Below are 19,175 nucleotides of genomic sequence, written 5' to 3' on the forward strand. Positions count from 1 at the left end.
TAGAAGAAAGAAAAAGAAGTTGAATATTCCGTTTGTAGACAGTTCATTCAATGCTTCCGGACCAAATGCTATGGTGATCAACATCCCCAGAGCGACATAGATTACGATAATAAATAACCCGTAGAGAAAGGCCTGGGATATCGCTTTGGAGCGGCTGCCCGACTTCTTGGTAAAGAAGCTGACCGTAAGTGGTACCATAGGAAAGATACAGGGCATAAAGAATGCCGCAAATCCGCCTAAAAGACCGGCTATAAAGATTCCCCACATGGATTTGTCTTCGGTAGAAGCACCATTTGTAGGCACAGCACCGGCCGTTTCGCTCTGTACAGCGGTACTATCTAGCTGTGTTGTATCTTGTCCATCAGAGAATACCAGATCTTCAGGCACTTCGCTCCCTTGAGAACTGTCCGATACACTACCATCGGTAAAAGTGAGTTCGTCATAGGACGTTAATGAATCTTGTGCGGAGAAAGCAAATGATGCTGTGGCAAAGAAAAGTGAAAGTAAGAAAGAAAACAGGTAAGTCTTCATAAGTTGAAATAGTTGTTGAAAAGTATAAAAATAGAAAAAAGGCAGTGAAATACTGCCTTTTACTATCTTCCTTATGTAAAAACTACTTTACAGTAACAGCAAAGTTATATTCGTCAGGAGGCAGACATTGTGACTTGTCGCAAGCTTGCCATTCTACAGTACCTTTTACAGTTGCTGTACCTTTTGTTAATTTGACTTTTTGTTGAAACATAACTTCATTTGTGAAGTAAGGTACATTCATTTTGAAAACCTCTTCGTATTTTGTTTTAGCTGTAGGCTCTGTGGTCTTTCCATTTAAAGTGTAATCCTTAGATGAGGCGAATTTGAATGATGTAGGGATCGGACCTCCATCAGCTACATTTTGTGAATAGATGTTCCAACCACTTTGAATTGTAGCTTTCACATAAATAATAGCCTCATTTTTATTTAATTTTTTGTGAGCAACACTCCATTTTACAGGTTGGTGAATTTGTGCTAGAGCTCCAGTAATTGTCACTAAGACAGCAACGATAAGTAGGCTTAATTTTTTCATAATAATTTTTTCTTCTATAACTTGTATTTGATTCTATGACTCGAACCCGGGTCATAAAGTTTAACGCTAAGGTACATTTATTATTAGCTTACGAACAAGTAAATTTTTCGTTATAACTGATAAGTTATACCTTTTAAGTCGTATTTCTTGGTCACTTGTTGATGGCATACGATGAGTTGTCCATCACTTTCGACTCCCAGTATTTGTCCCTGTATGGAGGTGCCGTTTACAATAAAATCAGCGATGATACCTTTTAGAAAGAGCCTGTTGTTGTATAGTTCAAGATGTGCTGCTCTGTTTTCAGGAGAAAAAATACGTTGGTAATAGTAGAGGCGATGTTGTATTTTTTTTACTAAATCGAGTATTGTCAGATTAATTTCAGAATTTTCTAAAACCAACGATGTACTACGATTGGCAATGTCACGGGGAAAGTTCCGTTCATATACATTGATGCCTATTCCTGCAATTACATTTTTAACATACTGTCCAGCGACTTTGTTCTCAATCAGGATTCCCGCAATTTTTCTTCTTTCGACCATGATGTCGTTCGGCCATTTGATGTATACTTCTTTTGATGTGAATTCTTTTATTACATCGTAAACAGCTAAGCTTGAATGTATTGTTAGCAGGAACTGGTCAGTAATAAAAAGGTTGTGCGGAGAATAGATGAAGCTGGCAGTCATATTACAATAGGGGTGGGTTAGCCAGGTGGTACCCCTTTGTCCACGTCCTTGAGTTTGGTGTTTTGCCATAATGGCAGTAAAATCTATCTGTGGCTTGAAATTTGTCAACAGTTGCTTTGAATAATCATTTGTGGAGGGTGTCTCCTCCAAAACAATTACAGGCAGTGGCTGATAATGTGCGAAAAATGTATTATTTTGCAAAAGAAAAAGATATTATAAAGTTTTTGAGTAAAACTATAACATTTCTTAATGAGTAAAAAGAAAAATTCAGAATTATCTAACAAACTGGCAGATATTGTCGTGTTGGGAATGCAAGAAAAGAAGGGTAACGAGATCGTGAAGTTGGATATGCGAGAGATTAATGCAACTGTTTCTGATTATTTTGTGATCTGTCATGCAGATAGCAATGTTCAGGTGAATGCAATAGCACAGAGTGTTGAAGAAGAAGTGTATAAGGCTTTTGGCGAAGGACCTTGGCATAAAGAGGGGCAAGGAAACGGGGAGTGGATCCTCCTTGACTTTGTTGATGTTGTTGTGCATATTTTTAAGACAGATGCGCGTAGTCGTTATCGTATAGAAGACCTCTGGGGCGATGCAAAAGCGGAGTCCTATCAGAGTGCATAAAAAGAAATTGAAAAGATACGTAATATTGTAATGAAGAAAATTCCAAGTAAAAAGATAACCCCAACTCCTCCCAAATTTAATATGATGTGGCTTTATATAGCCATGATATTAGGTTTTATAGCGCTGAATTTCTTGTACAACAGCAGTAGTACGAAAGAAATTAGCTATGAGAGTTTTGAAAAGGATATGCTCCGTACAGGAGATGTGGAGAAATTGATTGCATACAACAAAGGAAATATTGTTGAAGTCGAAGTCTATATAAAAAGTGACAAACTTCAAAATGATCCAAAATATAAAGATCTAGCCCCCTCTGGGAATAGCCTGAGCTTTTCGGCAAACAAAGGGCCACAGTATATATTCTCTGAAGGGTCAGCAGAGATTTTAAATCAAAAATTAATCGAATCTCAGAAAGATTTACCTGAAGGTACAGCTAAGATATCTGCCAAATGGGAAGAACGCACAAATGCATGGGGTGGATTTTTCATCTCCTTCATCTTACCGTTGATTATTATAGTTGCATTGTGGATGTTCCTTATGCGTCGGATGAACGGTGGTGGAGCTGGTGGTGGAGGCCAGATTTTCAATATTGGAAAGTCTAAAGCGCAGCTTTTTGACAAAGAATCTCAAATTAATATTACGTTCAACGATGTTGCAGGTTTGGAAGAAGCTAAGACCGAAGTTATGGAGATTGTTGACTTCTTGAAGAATCCTAAGAAGTATACTGATTTGGGAGGTAAGATTCCTAAAGGAGCCTTGCTCGTAGGTCCTCCAGGAACAGGAAAGACATTGTTGGCAAAAGCAGTGGCAGGAGAGGCCCAAGTGCCATTTTTCTCATTGTCAGGCTCAGACTTCGTAGAGATGTTTGTTGGTGTTGGTGCTTCTCGTGTACGTGACCTATTTAAACAAGCGAAAGAAAAGGCTCCTTGTATCATCTTTATTGATGAGATCGATGCTATTGGACGTGCGCGTGGCAAGAATTCGGTAATGGGAGGTAATGACGAACGCGAAAATACGTTAAACCAATTGTTAGTGGAGATGGATGGGTTTGGTACCAATGTGGGGGTTATTATCCTTGCAGCGACTAACCGCTTAGACGTTTTGGATTCTGCATTGTTGAGACCAGGTCGTTTTGATAGACAGATTTCTATTGATAAACCGGATCTAATAGGTCGTGAGCAAATCTTTAACGTGCATCTAAAGCCATTAAAACTTGCTGAAGAGGTCGATGCAAAGAAATTATCGGCACAGACTCCAGGGTTTGCAGGGGCAGAAATAGCAAACGTTTGTAATGAAGCAGCACTTATTGCAGCGCGTAAGAATAAGCGGGCAATTGAAATGCAGGATTTTCAAGATGCTATTGACCGCGTGATTGGTGGATTAGAAAAGAAGAATAAAATTATATCTCCAGAGGAGAAAAAAATCGTTGCTTATCATGAGGCAGGCCACGCGATAGCTGGTTGGTTCTTGGAGCACGCAGATCCATTGGTGAAAGTATCTATTGTACCCCGTGGTGTGGCAGCGTTAGGATATGCGCAGTATCTACCGAAAGAACAATTTCTATACACAACCGAACAGCTGTTAGACAGTATGTGTATGACAATGGGAGGACGCGTAGCTGAAGATATTACATTTGGTCGTATTAGCACAGGAGCCCAGAACGATTTAGAACGTATCACGAAGCTGGCTTATGCAATGACAGCGGTATATGGAATGAATCATAAAGTAGGTAATGTTTCCTTCCGTGATAGTTCTGGAGAATCACAGTTTCAAAAACCATATTCAGACCAGACTGCAGAATTGATCGATGAAGAAGTCCGTGTTTTGGTTTCAGCAGTTTACGAGCGTACTAGACAGCTATTGCTTGATAATCAAGAGGGCTTGATCCGCATCGCAGAGAAGCTATTAGAAAAAGAAATATTGTTTCAAGCAGATTTAGAAGAGATTTTGGGAAAACGTCCGTTCTCTAACCGAACAACTTATGATGAGTTTGTCAATGGAGGAGCAGATGGAGGGGGAGTTCCACAAACAGAATTGCCTATCCCGCCAATTCCTGAAGAGTCTCAGAACACGGAGCCTTCAGAAAAATTAAATGAAGATAATATTTAAAAAGTAAGAGGGCGTTAGCCCTCTATTTTTGTTTATAAATATCTACACAGCAATAGCCAGACAAATGCGAATAACCTCAAGGTAGCACGCACATCGTTTCGAGACACAAATGGGCATAATATACATTGGATATTCCATTCCGACTTGTCGGAACAAGTTAATGGCCCCTGAAGAACAAATAATTTGCATATGAAATACTCATGTTTAGCGAAGCACAAACACCCATGAGTATTCCATATGACTGATAAAAATCAAATTATACACATATGAATATCAGGAATACAACGGCTAAAGAGAAAATGCTAAAGAAGATCAGAACGGCCCTTCTTCAGAAGCATGATAATCCGCATCCCGATTTCGAGGATTCGGCATTGTATAAAGATGAGGAAGAATCACTAGACGTAACATTTGCGCGGGAGCTGACCGCTATAGCCGGTAAATTTGTTTATTGTGATGGAGAGATTTCTGTGATTGAGAATTTGATCGGACTAGTTGAAGAGCTTGGTGTTACTAAAATTCACGTTTGGGAACCTTCGATACAAACCCTATTGAGACATTATGGTTTTCCTTACTTAGCTACAGATAAAGACTTTGACCAAGCAGAGGTAGGTATTACATCCTGCGAAGCATTGATTGCTCGAAACGGTAGTGTGATGGTTAGCAATGCCAATACTGCCGGACGTCGCTTGAGTATATACCCTCCGATTCATATCGTATTGGCCAAAGCCTCACAATTGGTAATGGACATACGCCATGGGATGACACTAATCAAAGATCGTTATCCAGAGTATCTTCCGTCAATGGTAACGACTATCACGGGGCCTAGCCGAACCGCCGATATAGAGAAAAAACTAGTATTGGGGGCACACGGCCCAAAAGAGCTTTATGTTTTCCTAATTGAAGATAGATTTTAGATTAAATGATTCAAGACTATATTTTAAATCTGCCGATAGCATCGGTAATATTTGCAATTACAATCGCTACTAGCGTATATGCTTTTTCTAATCCACAGCTGTATGGTTCAATGATGTTGCACCCCTATAGCATTCAACGTAATAAATCGAAATGGTATACCGTTTTGACAAGCGGAATTATACATGCCGACTGGGGACACTTGTTGTTCAATATGATCACCTTTTACTATTTTGGTTTTGCGCTAGAGGGATTCTTTGTTCAGGTGAGTGGGGATATTGGACATCTGTATTTTGCGGTATTATATTTAATCAGTTTGGTGCTAAGCGATATTCCGACAATTATACAGCAGAAAAATAACCCTGGATATTACAGTTTAGGAGCATCGGGAGCGATTTCAGCTGTTTTATTTAGCTATATACTGTTCCAGCCTAAGGCAACTCTTGGGATATTTATGGTCATTCCGATGCCTGCTTATCTATTTGCGGTTCTTTATGTAGGATATAGTATTTGGGCGTCCAAAAGATCAAGTGACCGGATTAACCACGATGCACATTTGTTTGGCGCTCTTTCTGGCGTACTGATTACGATTATACTTTACCCTTGGATCTTTAGGCATTTTATCGAGCAGTTTTAACGTTAACCTAACCAACTTTGTCGGTCTAGGTTTCTAAATTGAATGGCCTCTGCAATATGTTGGCTCAAGATGGAATCCGAGTCGTCCATGTCAGCTATTGTTCTTGCGACTTTTAGTATGCGATCGTAAGCTCTGGCCGAAAGGTTTAGTCTTTCCATCGCAGTTTTCAATAGCACCTTGCCCCCTTCGTCTAACAGACATATTTCGCGGACATACTTTGCCGACATATGTGCATTACAATGTACATCCTTTTCTTGGGCAAAGCGTTGTTCTTGGCGTTTTCGAGCTTTCACTACACGCTGTCTTACGCGTTGACTCTTTTCGGTTTCTTTTTGGTCACTTAGCTCTTTAAATTGTACCGGTGTAACCTCAATGTGTAGGTCAATACGATCTAGTAGTGGCCCCGAAATCTTACTTAGATAGCGTTGTACAACCATTGATCCACAAACACACTCTTTCTCAGGATGATTGTAGTAGCCACAAGGACAGGGGTTCATCGCTGCTATTAGCATAAAACTCGCGGGGTAATCTATCGTAAACTTTGCTCTTGAAATAGTAATGCTCCTCGATTCCAACGGTTGGCGCATGACTTCCAATACGGTACGTTTAAACTCAGGTAGCTCATCTAGAAAAAGTACGCCATTATGAGCCAGTGAAATCTCCCCAGGTTGAGGGGTACTACCTCCACCGACTAATGCTACATCTGAAATTGTATGATGAGGAGCGCGGAATGGACGTGTGTTCATCAGCGCTTCTTTCTTAGGAAGGTTGCCCGATACAGAGTGTATTTTTGTCGTTTCCAGCGCTTCTTCGAATGTAAGAGGAGGTAGTATTGTAGGTAGACGTTTGGCCAACATTGTTTTTCCAGCACCCGGTGGGCCTATGAGGATGATATTATGGCCGCCAGCAGCGGCTATTTCTAAGGCTCTTTTTATGTTTTCCTGACCTTTGACATCAGCAAAATCCAGTTCACTTGAGTTTGTAATATGCGACAGATCTTCTGGATCATCTTTTTGTATATGTTCCAATTGTATTTTTTTATTGAAGAAATCAACGACTTGCTGCAGCTTATCCACAGCTAAAATATCGATTTCTCGCACAATAGAAGCCTCGGAGGCATTTGCGCTCGGCAGAATAATGCCTTTAAAACCTTCTTTTTTGGCCTGGATTGCGATAGGAAGGATGCCTTTGACAGGTTGTATCGTACCATCTAAGGATAGCTCGCCTAAAATGATATAGTCCGAAAGCTTATCTTCTAAGATCTGAGCAGATCCGGCTAAGATACCAATAGCTATGGCCAAATCATAGGCAGAGCCCTCTTTTCGGATGTCTGCAGGTGCCAAATTGACAACGATTTTTTGTCGTGGCATGCGGCATCCTATTGACAATATGGCGCTCTCTATCCGTTGTAGGCTCTCTTTTATGGCATTGTCGGGGAGGCCCACAATATAGTATTTAGTGCCTGTAGAGACATTGACTTCGACCGTAATCGTTGATGCTTCGATGCCGTAAACGGCACTGCTAAAGGTTTTTACTAGCATGGTTGTTATAATTGGCCAACTTAAAGTTAAATAAAATTAGTTAATCACTGCACTAAGTTTGGACTTGTTTTTGCTGTTTTGTGATAAAAACGTTATATTAAAAGTGTAAACAGTATTAGGTATACTTATTTCAAACGATTTTGTTTTTTTATTGTTTATATAATAGAGACTATTTCATTTTTTTAAGTTAAACATATAATATAGAGAGTAATGAAAGATAGCGGTAAAGTTGTAGCGGCATTGTTAGCAGGATTAGCTGCAGGAGCAGTATTAGGGGTGCTATTTGCACCAGAAAAAGGGACAGAAACCAGAGAGAAAATAAATGATTCTTTAGCGGATCTCGGTGATGCCTTAAAGGAGCGTGCTGAAGAGCAGTTTGATCAGTTAAACGACTTTAAAGAAAAGATCTTGGCAATGGTTAAATCTAAGGTTTCTAAAACAGAAGGTTTTGTCGAGGACGAAATCGAAGAGCATGCATAGTCTGGACAAACTATCAGTTCAGCGTAGTAAAATATATACAGATTTATGAAGTACGGTAAATTGATACAACCGTACTTCATATGATTAAATAAAAATTCAATGGGTGATCAAAAGTTTTCATTTTCGGGAAGTTTTCAGAAGGCTAAGGAATATATAGATACAGAGATTGAGCTGTTGAAGTTAAAGGCGATGGCCAAGGGAGGAAGGATTATCGGAGCACTTATATTGGATGCGACGAAGTTACTTCTGACTTTGATTATTATATTTTTCCTTTCTTTAGCGTTGGGTTTTTTCCTGGGAGAGGTGTTAGGAAGCAATGCATTAGGTTTTTTGACTACAGGCGGCGTTTTTTTGGTGATCTTGTTAATTATTCGAGCAGTTGAGCCTAAATTGGAAGCGAAGTTTATGGATATTACCATACGCAAAGTGCTTGGAAAGTGGCACCAGGATGAAGATGCAGAGGAAGAATCTAAAGAGGAGGGGTCTTTTGAAGAAAAGGTAAATTTTGATAGCTATAATTCGCAATCAGATCACAAAACAGCAGAGGAAAATGAAAGCAAAAATTAATAATATAGGAGAGTTGAGGTTAGAGATTGCCCGTTTAAGCCAACTTAAAAAGGAACAGGAGGCATATTTAGCCGACCAGTACCATCTTCTCAAACATAAAGTGGAGGCTCCTGCTCGTTTTGTTGGAACTATTGCTTCGAGTATTCCGGGGGTTGATCTAGTGAAGGGGATTTTTTCCTCTTTCAAAGGAGGATCAAGTGTAGGGGCTGCAAATCAAAGTGATTGGTTCGGAAGAGCAATACAATTAGGTTTACCTTTAGTGCTAAACCGTACTTTTCTCCGAAACTCAAGTTGGTTGAAAAAGGCATTAGTGTTGTTAGTGTCTGATAAAGCTGTGGGGGGTATTACTCAAGATAAAGTAGGATCAGTTATTTCCAAAATTACGGATTTTGTGCGACCTAAAAAGAAGTCCAAAAAGAAGCATCGTGACGTCGCTCCTTTATCAGATGACGAAGGGCAGGATACTCTTAATTTTGGAATTCCCCCAGATAGCGAAACTTATTAACAGTATTTCGCTATAAAATCTTTATAGGCTAGACGAATACCTTCATCTAAAGTAATTTTGTGTTTCCATCCCAGTTGATGGAGTTTATTTACATCCATCAATTTTCGGGGAGTTCCATCAGGTTTGGTAGGGTCAAATTTGATCTCCCCCTCGTAGCCTACAATATCTTTGATGAGAAGAGCCAGATCTTTTATAGTTATGTCATGTCCCACACCAATATTGATAAACTGACTTTCATCATAGTTCTCCATTAAGAAGACACATGCTTCGGCTAGATCTGTTGAGAATAAGAACTCACGGAGCGGGGTCCCTGTGCCCCAAATAACAACTTTAGGTGTATTATTGATCTTGGCTTCATGAAATCTCCGAATTAATGCAGGGAGTACATGCGAGTTTTCTGGATGATAATTGTCATTGTAGCCATATAGATTGGTTGGCATCACAGAAATGAAGTTGTCACCATATTGGCTTCTGTAGGATTCACACATTTTTATGCCAGCAATTTTTGCAATCGCATATGGCTCATTCGTATGTTCTAATGTTCCTGTCAATAAATAATCTTCTTTTAGTGGTTGCGGAGCCAGTTTTGGATATATACATGAAGATCCTAAAAATAAAAGCTTTTTGACTTGATGCACATGAGATTGATGTATCACATTGTTTTGTATAGCCAAATTTTCATATATGAAATCTGCTCTATACGTATTGTTCGCAACTATTCCTCCCACTTTTGCCGCAGCTAAGAATACATAATCTGGTTTTTCGGTTTCGAAAAAAGCTTCCACAGCCTGTTGATTGCGCAGATCTAGCTCTTGCGAGCTACGCGTTATAATATTTTTGAACCCCTCTTGTTGTAATTTGTTATATATCGCAGATCCCACCATTCCTCTATGGCCGGCCACGTAGATTTTAGCTTCTTTTTCCACAGCAAAGTATTGAATTACTGCAAACCTACATAAATTCAGCATTGTACGCAATATAATAACGCCCCGCATCCATTTATATTTTTTATAGAGAAATGTCCATGATTGCAAAATACAAATGAAAATGATCTGGGCATTCCATTCCGATAAATCGGAACAAGTTAATGACAATTAAAAAACAAACCGAGTGAAGCGAGCTCATTTATATAATTGAAAACAAACACTTGTTATAAATAATTACATATATGAAAATATAAGATTATTTTTGCTGCTTATTATTTGTTATGGGTAAGGATAAATTGAGAAAGTTCGCAGAAGTAGCGACATTTAAAAACGTAGTTCAACTGGACGCAGGAAAAGAATATAAGGGTAGATGGTCTTCTGATTTTTTTGGAAATAGTAAACCATTAATTCTAGAACTTGCATGCGGTAAAGGGGAGTATACCGTTAACTTAGCGAAGTTATTTCCCGACACCAATTTTATAGGAATAGACTATAAAGGTAATCGTATCTGGAGGGGGGCAAAGACAGCATTAGAGGAAGGGATAGAAAATGTAGGTTTTCTACGCATTCAGATCGAAACGATTTTAGAACATTTTGCTGAAAATGAAATTTCGGAAATTTGGATTACCTTTCCAGATCCACAGCCGCAAGATAGTAGAGAGAAAAAACGCTTGACTAATCCTGTTTTTTTAGAACGGTATAAGATTATCTTGAAGGACGGCGGGCTTATGCATTTAAAAACGGACAGTGACTTTTTCTACGGTTATACCCGCGAACAAATTTCCTTACAAAACCTACCGGTTCTTAAAGAAACAACAGATCTATACAAGTCTGATCTGGTGGATGAAGTTCTTTCTATCAAAACTTATTACGAAAAGAAATATTTAGCAGTCGATAAGAATATCAATTACGTAGGATGGACGTTTTAAATAATAAAAGCCTTAGGATTCCCTGAGGCTTTTATTATTTATATTTTTGGAGCAAAATTTTTGTGTTTACGTTTAGATATCTTCTCTATGTTTACGGGCTGAGGGATTTTTACATAGTATCCCGTTCCATCATATTCCCTTTTATTGGGGTTGTCCATACACGCTTCCGAGCAACAGCCTTCTAGTTTCTCTCCACAGGCATCACATTGAGTAAAGTGCTCGTTACATGTTGGGTTGGCACAATTGATCATCTTTGGCGTAGTCGTCCCGCAATTCTTACAGGTAGATATTACGACAGGATTGGTCGAGTTCACTTCAACCGTCACTCGGTTGTCAAAGACATAGCACTTCCCTTCAAAATCCTTACCTCCCGCTTCTTTGCCATATTTTATGATACCACCATGTAATTGATATACATCTTCAAAACCTTCTTTTAAAAGTAGAGCAGATGCTTTCTCACATTTGATACCACCTGTACAATAGGTTAGGATTTTCTTGCCTTTGTATTGTTCGAGTTCTTTTATTTTTTCTGGAAACTCCCGGAAATTTTCAATGTCCAAAGTGACCGCATTTTTGAATTTCCCTACATTATGCTCATAGTTTGAACGTACGTCCAGGACAACGACATCCTCACGGTCTTTCATCTCCATAAAGTCCCGTGGTTCCAAATGAATTCCCGTCTGTTGGTTTGGATCTATTTCCTTGGGATCACGCAAGCCTGAATGGACAATCTCCGGCTTATAGCGACAGTGCATCTTGATGAAAGAAGGTTCCTCCACATCGTCGATTTTAAATTCGGTGTGATTGAATCTGCCATCTGCATATATGGCGTCCATATAAGCCTTACAGGACTCCTGAGAGCCAGATACAGTACCATTGAGCCCTTCATCAGCAACAATAATACGACCGACTAGGTTCAGAGATTTACAAAATTCGAGGTGATCTGCAGCAAATTGTTCTGCATTTTCGATAGGGCTGTAACAGTAGTACAGTAATGTTTGATAGTTTGTCATATGTGCATTGATACCGCTGCAAACGGCGTTTAATGTTTGAATTAATGATGCAAAGTTAAATAAAATGGATAATATAAAAATGACGATCGTTACTTTTTAACCAAAGGTAATAACAAATATTCCAGTCCATTAACTTTGATCTCGTATAAAGTAGCTAGCAAAACACCTAGTTTTCCTGTAGGGAATCCCTTCTGTCTATACCAAGTTAAATACGGTTCAGGCAGTCTATGTAGTGCCCATCCCTGATATTTGCCGTAGGGCATCTTGCTGTTAGCCAACTCAACTAATATTTCCGGATTTAGTATATTATTCTCTTGTTTTGCCATGCTTCATTCTGTGTTTGAATAATCGTAATGCTATAATACCGTGATTGATCCAATTATTGAAACAGCCATAGTGTTTTTTAAATATCTGATAACGTTCCTTTAGGCTTTGACGATGTCTTTTCTGAGACATTCCCCCCACAAGATATCGAGCGACATAGTTATGAACATTCTGAGTTGTTTTAGCTTTTTTAGCAGCACGTATTATCCAATCTATATCGGCGCTCAGATGATATTTTAGGTCGTAAGGTTCTGCTATACTACGTTTTATGTAGATGGCTTGATGACAGATGTTCATTCCATAGCGAAATGACTGCCAATCAAATTTATCTGGAGTCCTATGTCGACGATCAGCAATAATATGACGCTGTTCATCCACTAATTTAGTTTCGCCGTAGATTATATCAGCACCTTTCCCCTTTTCGACGATACAACGGATTGTATCGTTGTCATAGAGCTCATCGCCTGAGTTTAGAAAAAGAACATAATCACCAGTCGCGAGTGCTAGTCCTTTGTTCATGGCGTCATAGATACCTGCGTCTTTTTCCGAAACGATGGTGTTGATTCGATCCTTGTACCTATTGATGATATCCAATGTACCATCTGTAGAGGCTCCATCTATAACGATATATTCAATATCTGGATACGATTGATTAAGCACTGAAGATATCGTGTACTCAATGTCCCTAACGTTGTTATATACGATGGTTATTATGGATATTTTCATTGCTTTTACGTTATTTTTTACGTTTATCCCAATGTTTACGAATATACCGGGCTACTCGTTTTACAAAAGATCCCTTACGGTTTTTGTAAAAATATTTGATTGCCTCGTAGGCTGCATTGTGCTCTTCGATTTCTTTGGGAAAGTTATTAACTTTTTGGGTTGCCAATGTCACTTTATAAATTTCGTCCACATCGGAGTGTGTGCCAGATCCGTCGGTTCCCATATTTTGGATCATAGATGTTCTAGGATAAAGAACAAGTCCATTTTTATTAAAAATAGAAAGATACCATCGAATAGCCCAGGAATTAATTTTTCCGGATTTATATAGCTTTACCTGTTTCCAGAAATTTTCCGTATGATCGATACTAAAACGTTTGATATGCTCTTTCGAAAAATTATTTGTTAACTCGTCGATGTCAGCATTAAAATGCTTCCAAGCGCGCGCCCAAGTGGCCCAACCCCAACTATTGGCAACACGGAAGAAGAAGGCTTCAGGTAGATTATCTGCATGGGCAACTGGGTACATGTAGCCACTTATTTCCATGACCTGTTCATCCTCTTCATAGCATACTAATGCATCGTTAAAATATTGTAATGCAAATTTTGAAACCTCTAGATCATCCTCTAGAACAATAGCCTTACCATGTTTTTCGATTACCTCAGTTACTCCCTTGATGATATTATTGGCGAGGCCAACATTTTTAGATCTTTCAATGATATGAATGCTTTTGAAATTCCAAGGTTCTCTTATAATAGCACGCACACGGTTTACACTATCGATACCATCTGCATTTTTAGCCCCATCAGAGTATATATAGATATCCGAATCAGAAGCATCTATGCTTTTTTCGAGAGCTTCTAAAGTCTTTTTAGTATGCTTGGGTCTATTGTAGACAAATAAAATAATTGGAGCTAATACTTTTTCCATTCTTTAGTTGCTCTTACGTGTATCAATAATCAATTGCTGCATCATATTGTCGTATATCTGGCTGTTAAAATATCTTTCGTATTGTATACGGTTATGAGACATTTGTTCCAAAGTCAGTCCGTTCAAGCGGGAAAGTTCCAGCTCATCCTCTTCGATACAAAATACAATAAAATCACGTTTCTTTAACCAATGTAGCAAAGTGTTGTCTTTCCTTAAAAATACTTGTGCTCCCATATTCAAAAGTTGAAACACATTGCCCGCGGCTTCTTGACGTCTCATCCCGAAAATAGCTATTTTTACCTCAGACAAGATCTTTTGATACTCATTTATCGGTAAAAACTTTGTTAAAGCATTAATATCTGTTTTAAGTTCCTGTTCGGCAGCAAGCTTTACTTTATCCGCAAATTTTTTGTCCCCATAACTTAACGGTAACAAAATCTGATACTCGGTTAATGGGATTTGCAATTTTGCTAACGTATGGATGATATAATGGTGGTTCCCAGAGAATGAAGCTGCATGATTAATCATTATAACCGCCTTTTTTTGAGGTTGCACATGCGCAGGGTCTCCCAGTGCATTGCAATAGATAAAACTCTTATACTCGGCAGCGCTTTTTATTTTAGAGTGGAATAATTGATAATCATATTCATTCCAGAAACAAAAATAATCCAGCCGTTGAAAAGCACGCATCTTTGCTGTTTTCTGGCTCATCCCAAACCTAAGTAGGTATTTTGTTCTTTTGCTTAACCAGTTTAAGAAGGATGTTTTTGGTAAGAATGAAGAATCATCGATAATTTGATACCCTTCGTAACGTGTTAGGTATTCATACAAATCTCCACCGTAGAAAATCCAATAAAAACGTAAATGTTTGAATTTGTCTAGCAATTTATTAACCAAGGCAGCTTTAAAATCATCTATGAAATGAAGGAAAAGCCTTGAACCTGAGTTGGATTGAATGATTCCACTTAGCTGTTGAAGGAGATTTAAATCACGTATATGAAACACATAAGTATGCGCATTGGGAACCGTGTACTTCAGTTGCTTTTGATTGTAAAGTAATATAATGTAGCAATTTTTCCCAGGATAGGCCCGTTCAAATTGCTTCATGGCGCCATTATTAAATTTGTCGTCGTGAAAAAGATGTATGTTCATAAGCGTTCTCTGTCAAGATCTGTATCTTATGACCCGGGCGGGTATTCCTGCTACTACGGCATTGTCGGGGACATCTTTAGTGACAACCGCGCCAGCGCCCACCAGGCAATTTTTTCCAATTTTCACACGACCTAATACGGTTGCATTTGCTCCTATCTGTGTAAAATCGCCTATGCTTACCCGTCCCAGTAAGGTCGCCCCTGGAGAAATTTCAACAAAATCACCTAGAATACAATCGTGGGTGATGATACCGTTATAATAGATAAGAGCGGCAATACCTATTTGAGTGCTATTGCTAATACAAGCTTGACTTAAAACGTTACAGCCTAATCCCAGCTGGCTGAATGTACCTATGGAAGCCCGTTTGTCGATCGCCGAAACAAGGTTTCCTCCGATATCGGATATTTTTTTAAAGAGCTGTCTGCGTATTTGTGTGCCACCGATGCCCAATGTAAAGTCATTTCCATATTGATGAAAATGCTGTAACAAATCCTCCGAATTTTTTAAAATAGGAAATTGATCGAAGAGCTCATCAGGTCCATCTTTGGTGGTATCGTCGTAAAAGGCGATCTTTTTTAATGGGGTTTCCTGTAGAACAACTTCAAGAAGTTCTTTGGCAAAGCCCCCTGCTCCAATGATTACCATTGATTATTGTTTTGAACCCGTAAGATGATACGTGTGATTAAATTAATTTCCTCTAGACTAAGATCATAATAAAGAGGTAAGCATAGCACCCTTTGAGAAATATCATCTGTGTCCTGTAGATGTTCTTTTGTCAAATACGGTAAGGCGCTAGCCAGAGAAGGATAAAAATATCTTCGCGTAAATATTTGATTTTTTTCCAGTTCAACCATGACCTGAAGTAATAATGATTCACTGTCAAAAATGACCGGAAAATATGCATAGTTAGGAAGAGAATGCTTATTCCATAGTGGAACGTATCCTTTCAGATTTTTTAAATTTGATAGGTACCGATCCGTCAGTAACTTTCGCTTAGCGATAATATTCGGGACATATTTTAGGTTTGCTAGTCCCATTGCTGCGTGAAACTCTGAATTTTTTCCATTAATGCCTAGTTCGCCGAACTCATTGAACCCAGATATACCGAAATTCCGCATCAGCGAAGCTTTCTTTAGTAAGTCAGAGTCTTTAGTGACTAAAAGACCTCCTTCGGTCGAATGATATAATTTCGTTGCATGTAGCGAACAGATACTAATATCCCCATATTCTAAAATAGATCTGTCTTTATAGTTCACAGCGAATGCATGTGCAGCATCATAGATAACCTTAAGATTGTGTTTTTTTGCAATACGATCTATCTTTTCAACTTCACATGGGTTACCATATACATGGGTCGCTAGGATCGCCGATGTATTTTGTGTTATTGCATCTTCTATCTTATCGGGATCTATATTAAGACTTTGTTTATCGATATCGACGAATACAGGTTGGCAACCTTCCCATACGATAGTACTTGTTGTGGCGACGAAAGAGAAAGGCGTTGTAATAATCTCTCCCTTCAGTTCCAATGCCTTTATTGCAATCTGCAAAGCAACAGTACCGTTCGTCAGAAATAAAAGATGCTCAAGGCCTAAAAATTCTTTGAGTTGTATTTCCAATTCGCTCGATAGAGGTCCCATGTTGGTAAGCCACTGTCTTCTCCAGATCTCATCGATATAGTTTTTATACTCATCTGCTGGAGGCAAGAAAGGACGTGTCACTTGAATCATGGTCGATAGCTTTTGATAATTTTAACTAGAAATAAAAAGGGTTTCAATTTGAAAATATAGCTTAGTATGAAATAAAATAGAAATCCAATCGTAAAGTTAACGAAAATCTGTAATAACGGTGGAAACTCTTGTATAAAATTGGATGTTAGCAGTATAACAGTATACATCGCACCTGCCGTAAATAAAGTAGGCAGCATTTCGAAGATCTGTTGCTTGGTAGAATACTGAATTAGTTTATCACTGTAATAAGTATTGACCAACAGTGATAAAGCGGATGCAGCAACAGAACTCCATACTAAACCTATTATACCAAAGTTCCACGCAACAGCAATACAAACAATTGTTAAGATTTTTTTAATTACTTCAAGTTTAAGAAATAAATCCGATCGTCCGTAGACTTTAAGTACATTGAGGTTAATTGAGTGGATAGGATAGAGCATACTCGCTAAACAAATAATCTGAAAATAGGGGATAGATTCTCTATAATCTTCTCCTAAGAGAAATAGAATTAAGCTGGGTGCGGTTGCCGCTAAAGCCAACATTATAGGAGCACTAATGTAAAGGGACATTCTTAAAATTTGCCGGTATGCATTAGAAATTTCTTCCGTATTATCTTTGATGTTTGTAAGTAGAGGATAAGTTACCTTAGAAACAATGGTGGTTAAGATATTAGTTGGATATCCATTTAGTGTGTTGGCTCTTTCGTATTGTCCAAGTGAGCTTAGCGTGTATCTTTTTGGAATAATAAAGTTGTATATGTTTTTGAAAATATTATCTAAAAGAGCAGATAATAATAGTTTGTATCCAAATGAAAGGTGAAATTTAGCTTTGCTAGGTACAAAAATAAATGATGGTCTCCAGTTAGAAGCGGTCCATAAAGAAATACTTTGAAAAAAAGGAGCTGCTAAGGCCATCCCCACTAACGCCCATATTCCATAACCATAATAAGCTAGGGCAACACCAAGAGTAGGGCTGATAATAGCGGAAGGAATATTGGCTATCATCAGTTTTTTAAATTGCATTTCTTTTGTTAGGATAGCCAATTGTACCGTTGTAAAGCTAGAAAATATGATGCTTAGGGCACTTATTCTTAATACTTCCGTTGGAATAGGTTTATCAATATAATCTATAATATAAGGTATTGCAAAATACAAGCCAACGTAGAGAAGAATGGCGGTGAAAATGTTCATCCAAAAAATGGTTGAGTATTCGTCCTGCGTGGGATTCGACGCACGAATGAGTGAATTACTCAATCCACTTTCTACGATTGTTGTTCCAATGCTAATTAAAGGAATGAGTATGCCATTTAGACCATAATCTTCATCTGTCAGTAATCGAGCAAGAATATAAAAAGATAATAAGGATAAGGCTTTTAAAAGAACAGAATCTATAAAAGTCCAGATGATCCCAGAGATGGCTTTTGCCCTACTTGACATTCTTTTCGAGTTCCTTAAAGTACTTGAACCGCATTTCTGAAATCCTTCAATGAAATATCGTTAGGATTTAAGTCTGTAATAAGGTAAGTGACATCTTTCAAAGGCATCACACGCATCTTTTGATTGGAGTTTAGCTTCTCAGCTATGCTTAAAATAGCCAAACTCTTAGAACATTTGATCATAGCTCGTTTGATCTGTACGACTTCCCAATCTGAGTCGGTAATACCCTCCTCCAAAGAAAGGCTATTCGTACCCAGTAAGCAAAGATCTACTCGTATGTCAGCCAATTCATTGATTACCTGAGAACCCGTTACAATATTAGTATTGCGCGATAGCTTTCCGCCTAATAGAAAAACATCTATGTTGTCTTTTTCCGCAAGTTCCAGCGCGACAAGTGGGCTTATTGTGAAGAACGTGCATTGCAGATCGTTTGGAATAAGACGAGCCAATTCAATCATGGTCGTACCTCCTCCGATCAAGACGGTCATCCCGTTCCCGATTAGAGAAAGCGCCTTGCTGGCAATTTCTTTTTTGCCTTCTTTGGCATATACGTTACCTTCTTGAAACGGGAATTGAAAAGATTTTGATAGTGCTCCTCCGTAGACTTTTATAACTTGACCATTCTCAGCAAGCTCATTCAAGTCGCGACGTATAGTATCTTCCGAGACATTAAGCTGTATACTAAGATCGGATGATAGGACTTTGTTGTGAAGGTTTATTTGATGGACAATATAAGCCTGTCTTTCTTCTTTTAACATAATTTTAGCGAATTATATAAGGTTGTTTGTTTATTGCTATTGATTGTCAGCCGGGGGTATATTCTTCGTTACTCCAGCTTTAAATCTGGGCTTAAATCCAGCCGGTTTATTACTATTTGACTTTGCTTCCTCTGT

At 38.5% G+C, this 19,175-nt stretch carries 21 protein-coding genes and 1 pseudogene; 8 read left to right on the forward strand and 14 right to left on the reverse strand.

Features of this window, described 5'->3' with window-relative positions; genetic code table 11:
- The 3 genes and pseudogenes from B5X76_RS22245 to B5X76_RS08575 all read right to left on the reverse strand — a co-directional run.
- Positions 1 to 531: pseudogene (locus tag B5X76_RS22245) on the reverse strand (hypothetical protein); the annotation flags it as partial.
- 82 nt (positions 532 to 613) lie between these two features.
- On the reverse strand, positions 614 to 1,063 hold the full coding sequence (locus B5X76_RS08570; protein WP_176141020.1) for a protein-disulfide reductase DsbD domain-containing protein: 450 nt from the start codon (positions 1,061 to 1,063) through the stop codon (positions 614 to 616).
- A 110-nt stretch (positions 1,064 to 1,173) separates the two neighbouring features.
- Positions 1,174 to 1,947 (reverse strand): biotin--[acetyl-CoA-carboxylase] ligase, encoded by a 774-nt coding sequence (locus B5X76_RS08575; RefSeq protein WP_079642704.1) that lies wholly within the window; start codon positions 1,945 to 1,947, stop codon positions 1,174 to 1,176.
- A gap of 48 nt (positions 1,948 to 1,995) precedes the next feature.
- Here B5X76_RS08575 and rsfS point away from each other — a divergent pair, with 48 nt between their 5' ends.
- The 4 genes from rsfS (at position 1,996) to B5X76_RS08595 (ending at position 6,025) form a co-directional block, all read left to right on the forward strand.
- Positions 1,996 to 2,370 (forward strand): ribosome silencing factor, encoded by a 375-nt coding sequence (rsfS, locus tag B5X76_RS08580; protein WP_079642705.1) that lies wholly within the window; start codon positions 1,996 to 1,998, stop codon positions 2,368 to 2,370.
- A gap of 30 nt (positions 2,371 to 2,400) precedes the next feature.
- Positions 2,401 to 4,476 carry an ATP-dependent zinc metalloprotease FtsH gene (gene ftsH / locus B5X76_RS08585; RefSeq protein ID WP_079642706.1) on the forward strand — a complete coding sequence of 692 codons (2,076 nt, stop codon included), beginning with the start codon at positions 2,401 to 2,403 and terminating at the stop codon, positions 4,474 to 4,476.
- 266 nt (positions 4,477 to 4,742) lie between these two features.
- Positions 4,743 to 5,390 carry a LutC/YkgG family protein gene (locus B5X76_RS08590; RefSeq protein ID WP_079642707.1) on the forward strand — a complete coding sequence of 216 codons (648 nt, stop codon included), beginning with the start codon at positions 4,743 to 4,745 and terminating at the stop codon, positions 5,388 to 5,390.
- A 5-nt stretch (positions 5,391 to 5,395) separates the two neighbouring features.
- Positions 5,396 to 6,025 carry a rhomboid family intramembrane serine protease gene (locus B5X76_RS08595; RefSeq protein ID WP_079642708.1) on the forward strand — a complete coding sequence of 210 codons (630 nt, stop codon included), beginning with the start codon at positions 5,396 to 5,398 and terminating at the stop codon, positions 6,023 to 6,025.
- Between the two features lie 2 nt (positions 6,026 to 6,027).
- On the opposite strand, the gene B5X76_RS08600 is transcribed toward B5X76_RS08595, so the two are convergent.
- Positions 6,028 to 7,566 (reverse strand): YifB family Mg chelatase-like AAA ATPase, encoded by a 1,539-nt coding sequence (locus B5X76_RS08600; RefSeq protein ID WP_079642709.1) that lies wholly within the window; start codon positions 7,564 to 7,566, stop codon positions 6,028 to 6,030.
- Positions 7,567 to 7,776: 210 nt separating this feature from the next.
- Here B5X76_RS08600 and B5X76_RS08605 point away from each other — a divergent pair, with 210 nt between their 5' ends.
- From B5X76_RS08605 to B5X76_RS08615, 3 genes are all read left to right on the forward strand, one after another.
- Positions 7,777 to 8,046: a YtxH domain-containing protein gene (locus tag B5X76_RS08605; protein ID WP_079642710.1), complete on the forward strand. Its 270-nt coding sequence runs from the start codon at positions 7,777 to 7,779 to the stop codon at positions 8,044 to 8,046.
- A gap of 99 nt (positions 8,047 to 8,145) precedes the next feature.
- The gene (locus tag B5X76_RS08610) at positions 8,146 to 8,613 is read left to right on the forward strand and encodes a phage holin family protein (protein WP_079642711.1); all 468 of its coding nucleotides are present in this window, start codon (positions 8,146 to 8,148) and stop codon (positions 8,611 to 8,613) included.
- Positions 8,597 to 9,118, forward strand: a complete 522-nt coding sequence (locus B5X76_RS08615; protein ID WP_079642712.1) for a hypothetical protein — start codon at positions 8,597 to 8,599, stop codon at positions 9,116 to 9,118. Before B5X76_RS08610 ends, B5X76_RS08615 begins: the two co-directional genes overlap by 17 nt.
- Here B5X76_RS08615 and fcl read toward each other — a convergent pair.
- Positions 9,115 to 10,044 (reverse strand): GDP-L-fucose synthase, encoded by a 930-nt coding sequence (fcl, locus tag B5X76_RS08620; protein WP_079642831.1) that lies wholly within the window; start codon positions 10,042 to 10,044, stop codon positions 9,115 to 9,117. The two genes, B5X76_RS08615 and fcl, sit on opposite strands and share 4 nt — an antisense overlap.
- Before the next feature lie 281 nt (positions 10,045 to 10,325).
- Between fcl and trmB the strand changes: the two genes are divergently transcribed.
- On the forward strand, positions 10,326 to 10,973 hold the full coding sequence (trmB, locus tag B5X76_RS08625) for a tRNA (guanosine(46)-N7)-methyltransferase TrmB (protein ID WP_079642713.1): 648 nt from the start codon (positions 10,326 to 10,328) through the stop codon (positions 10,971 to 10,973).
- Positions 10,974 to 11,011: 38 nt separating this feature from the next.
- Here the strand turns inward: trmB and trhO are convergent, their stop codons facing one another.
- The 9 genes from trhO to B5X76_RS08670 all read right to left on the reverse strand — a co-directional run bounded on the left by trhO (position 11,012) and on the right by B5X76_RS08670 (position 19,040).
- Positions 11,012 to 11,986, reverse strand: coding sequence for an oxygen-dependent tRNA uridine(34) hydroxylase TrhO (trhO, locus tag B5X76_RS08630; RefSeq protein WP_079642714.1), 975 nt, complete (start codon positions 11,984 to 11,986; stop codon positions 11,012 to 11,014).
- An 89-nt stretch (positions 11,987 to 12,075) separates the two neighbouring features.
- The gene (locus tag B5X76_RS08635; RefSeq protein ID WP_176141021.1) at positions 12,076 to 12,312 is read right to left on the reverse strand and encodes a DUF3820 family protein; all 237 of its coding nucleotides are present in this window, start codon (positions 12,310 to 12,312) and stop codon (positions 12,076 to 12,078) included.
- Complete coding sequence (locus B5X76_RS08640; protein ID WP_079642715.1) at positions 12,293 to 13,036, reverse strand: glycosyltransferase family 2 protein; 744 nt, start codon at positions 13,034 to 13,036, stop codon at positions 12,293 to 12,295. The genes B5X76_RS08635 and B5X76_RS08640 overlap by 20 nt, the downstream gene beginning before the upstream one ends.
- 10 nt (positions 13,037 to 13,046) lie before the next feature.
- Entirely contained in the window at positions 13,047 to 13,964 is a 918-nt protein-coding gene (locus tag B5X76_RS08645; protein WP_079642716.1) for a glycosyltransferase family protein, read from the reverse strand.
- A gap of 3 nt (positions 13,965 to 13,967) precedes the next feature.
- A complete protein-coding gene (locus B5X76_RS08650) occupies positions 13,968 to 15,116 on the reverse strand; it encodes a TDP-N-acetylfucosamine:lipid II N-acetylfucosaminyltransferase family protein (RefSeq protein WP_079642717.1) in 1,149 nt (382 codons plus the stop codon).
- A 12-nt stretch (positions 15,117 to 15,128) separates the two neighbouring features.
- A complete protein-coding gene (locus B5X76_RS08655) occupies positions 15,129 to 15,761 on the reverse strand; it encodes an acetyltransferase (protein ID WP_079642718.1) in 633 nt (210 codons plus the stop codon).
- Positions 15,755 to 16,846, reverse strand: coding sequence for a DegT/DnrJ/EryC1/StrS family aminotransferase (locus B5X76_RS08660; protein ID WP_079642719.1), 1,092 nt, complete (start codon positions 16,844 to 16,846; stop codon positions 15,755 to 15,757). The genes B5X76_RS08655 and B5X76_RS08660 overlap by 7 nt, the downstream gene beginning before the upstream one ends.
- Complete coding sequence (locus tag B5X76_RS08665; RefSeq protein WP_079642720.1) at positions 16,843 to 18,282, reverse strand: lipopolysaccharide biosynthesis protein; 1,440 nt, start codon at positions 18,280 to 18,282, stop codon at positions 16,843 to 16,845. Before B5X76_RS08665 ends, B5X76_RS08660 begins: the two co-directional genes overlap by 4 nt.
- Positions 18,283 to 18,296: 14 nt before the next feature.
- On the reverse strand, positions 18,297 to 19,040 hold the full coding sequence (locus tag B5X76_RS08670; protein ID WP_079642721.1) for a DeoR/GlpR family DNA-binding transcription regulator: 744 nt from the start codon (positions 19,038 to 19,040) through the stop codon (positions 18,297 to 18,299).
- Between the last annotated feature and the right edge of the window lie 135 nt (positions 19,041 to 19,175).

The sequence above is a fragment of the Sphingobacterium nematocida genome (assembly GCF_900168125.1).
Classification (GTDB): Bacteria; Bacteroidota; Bacteroidia; order Sphingobacteriales; family Sphingobacteriaceae; genus Sphingobacterium; species Sphingobacterium nematocida.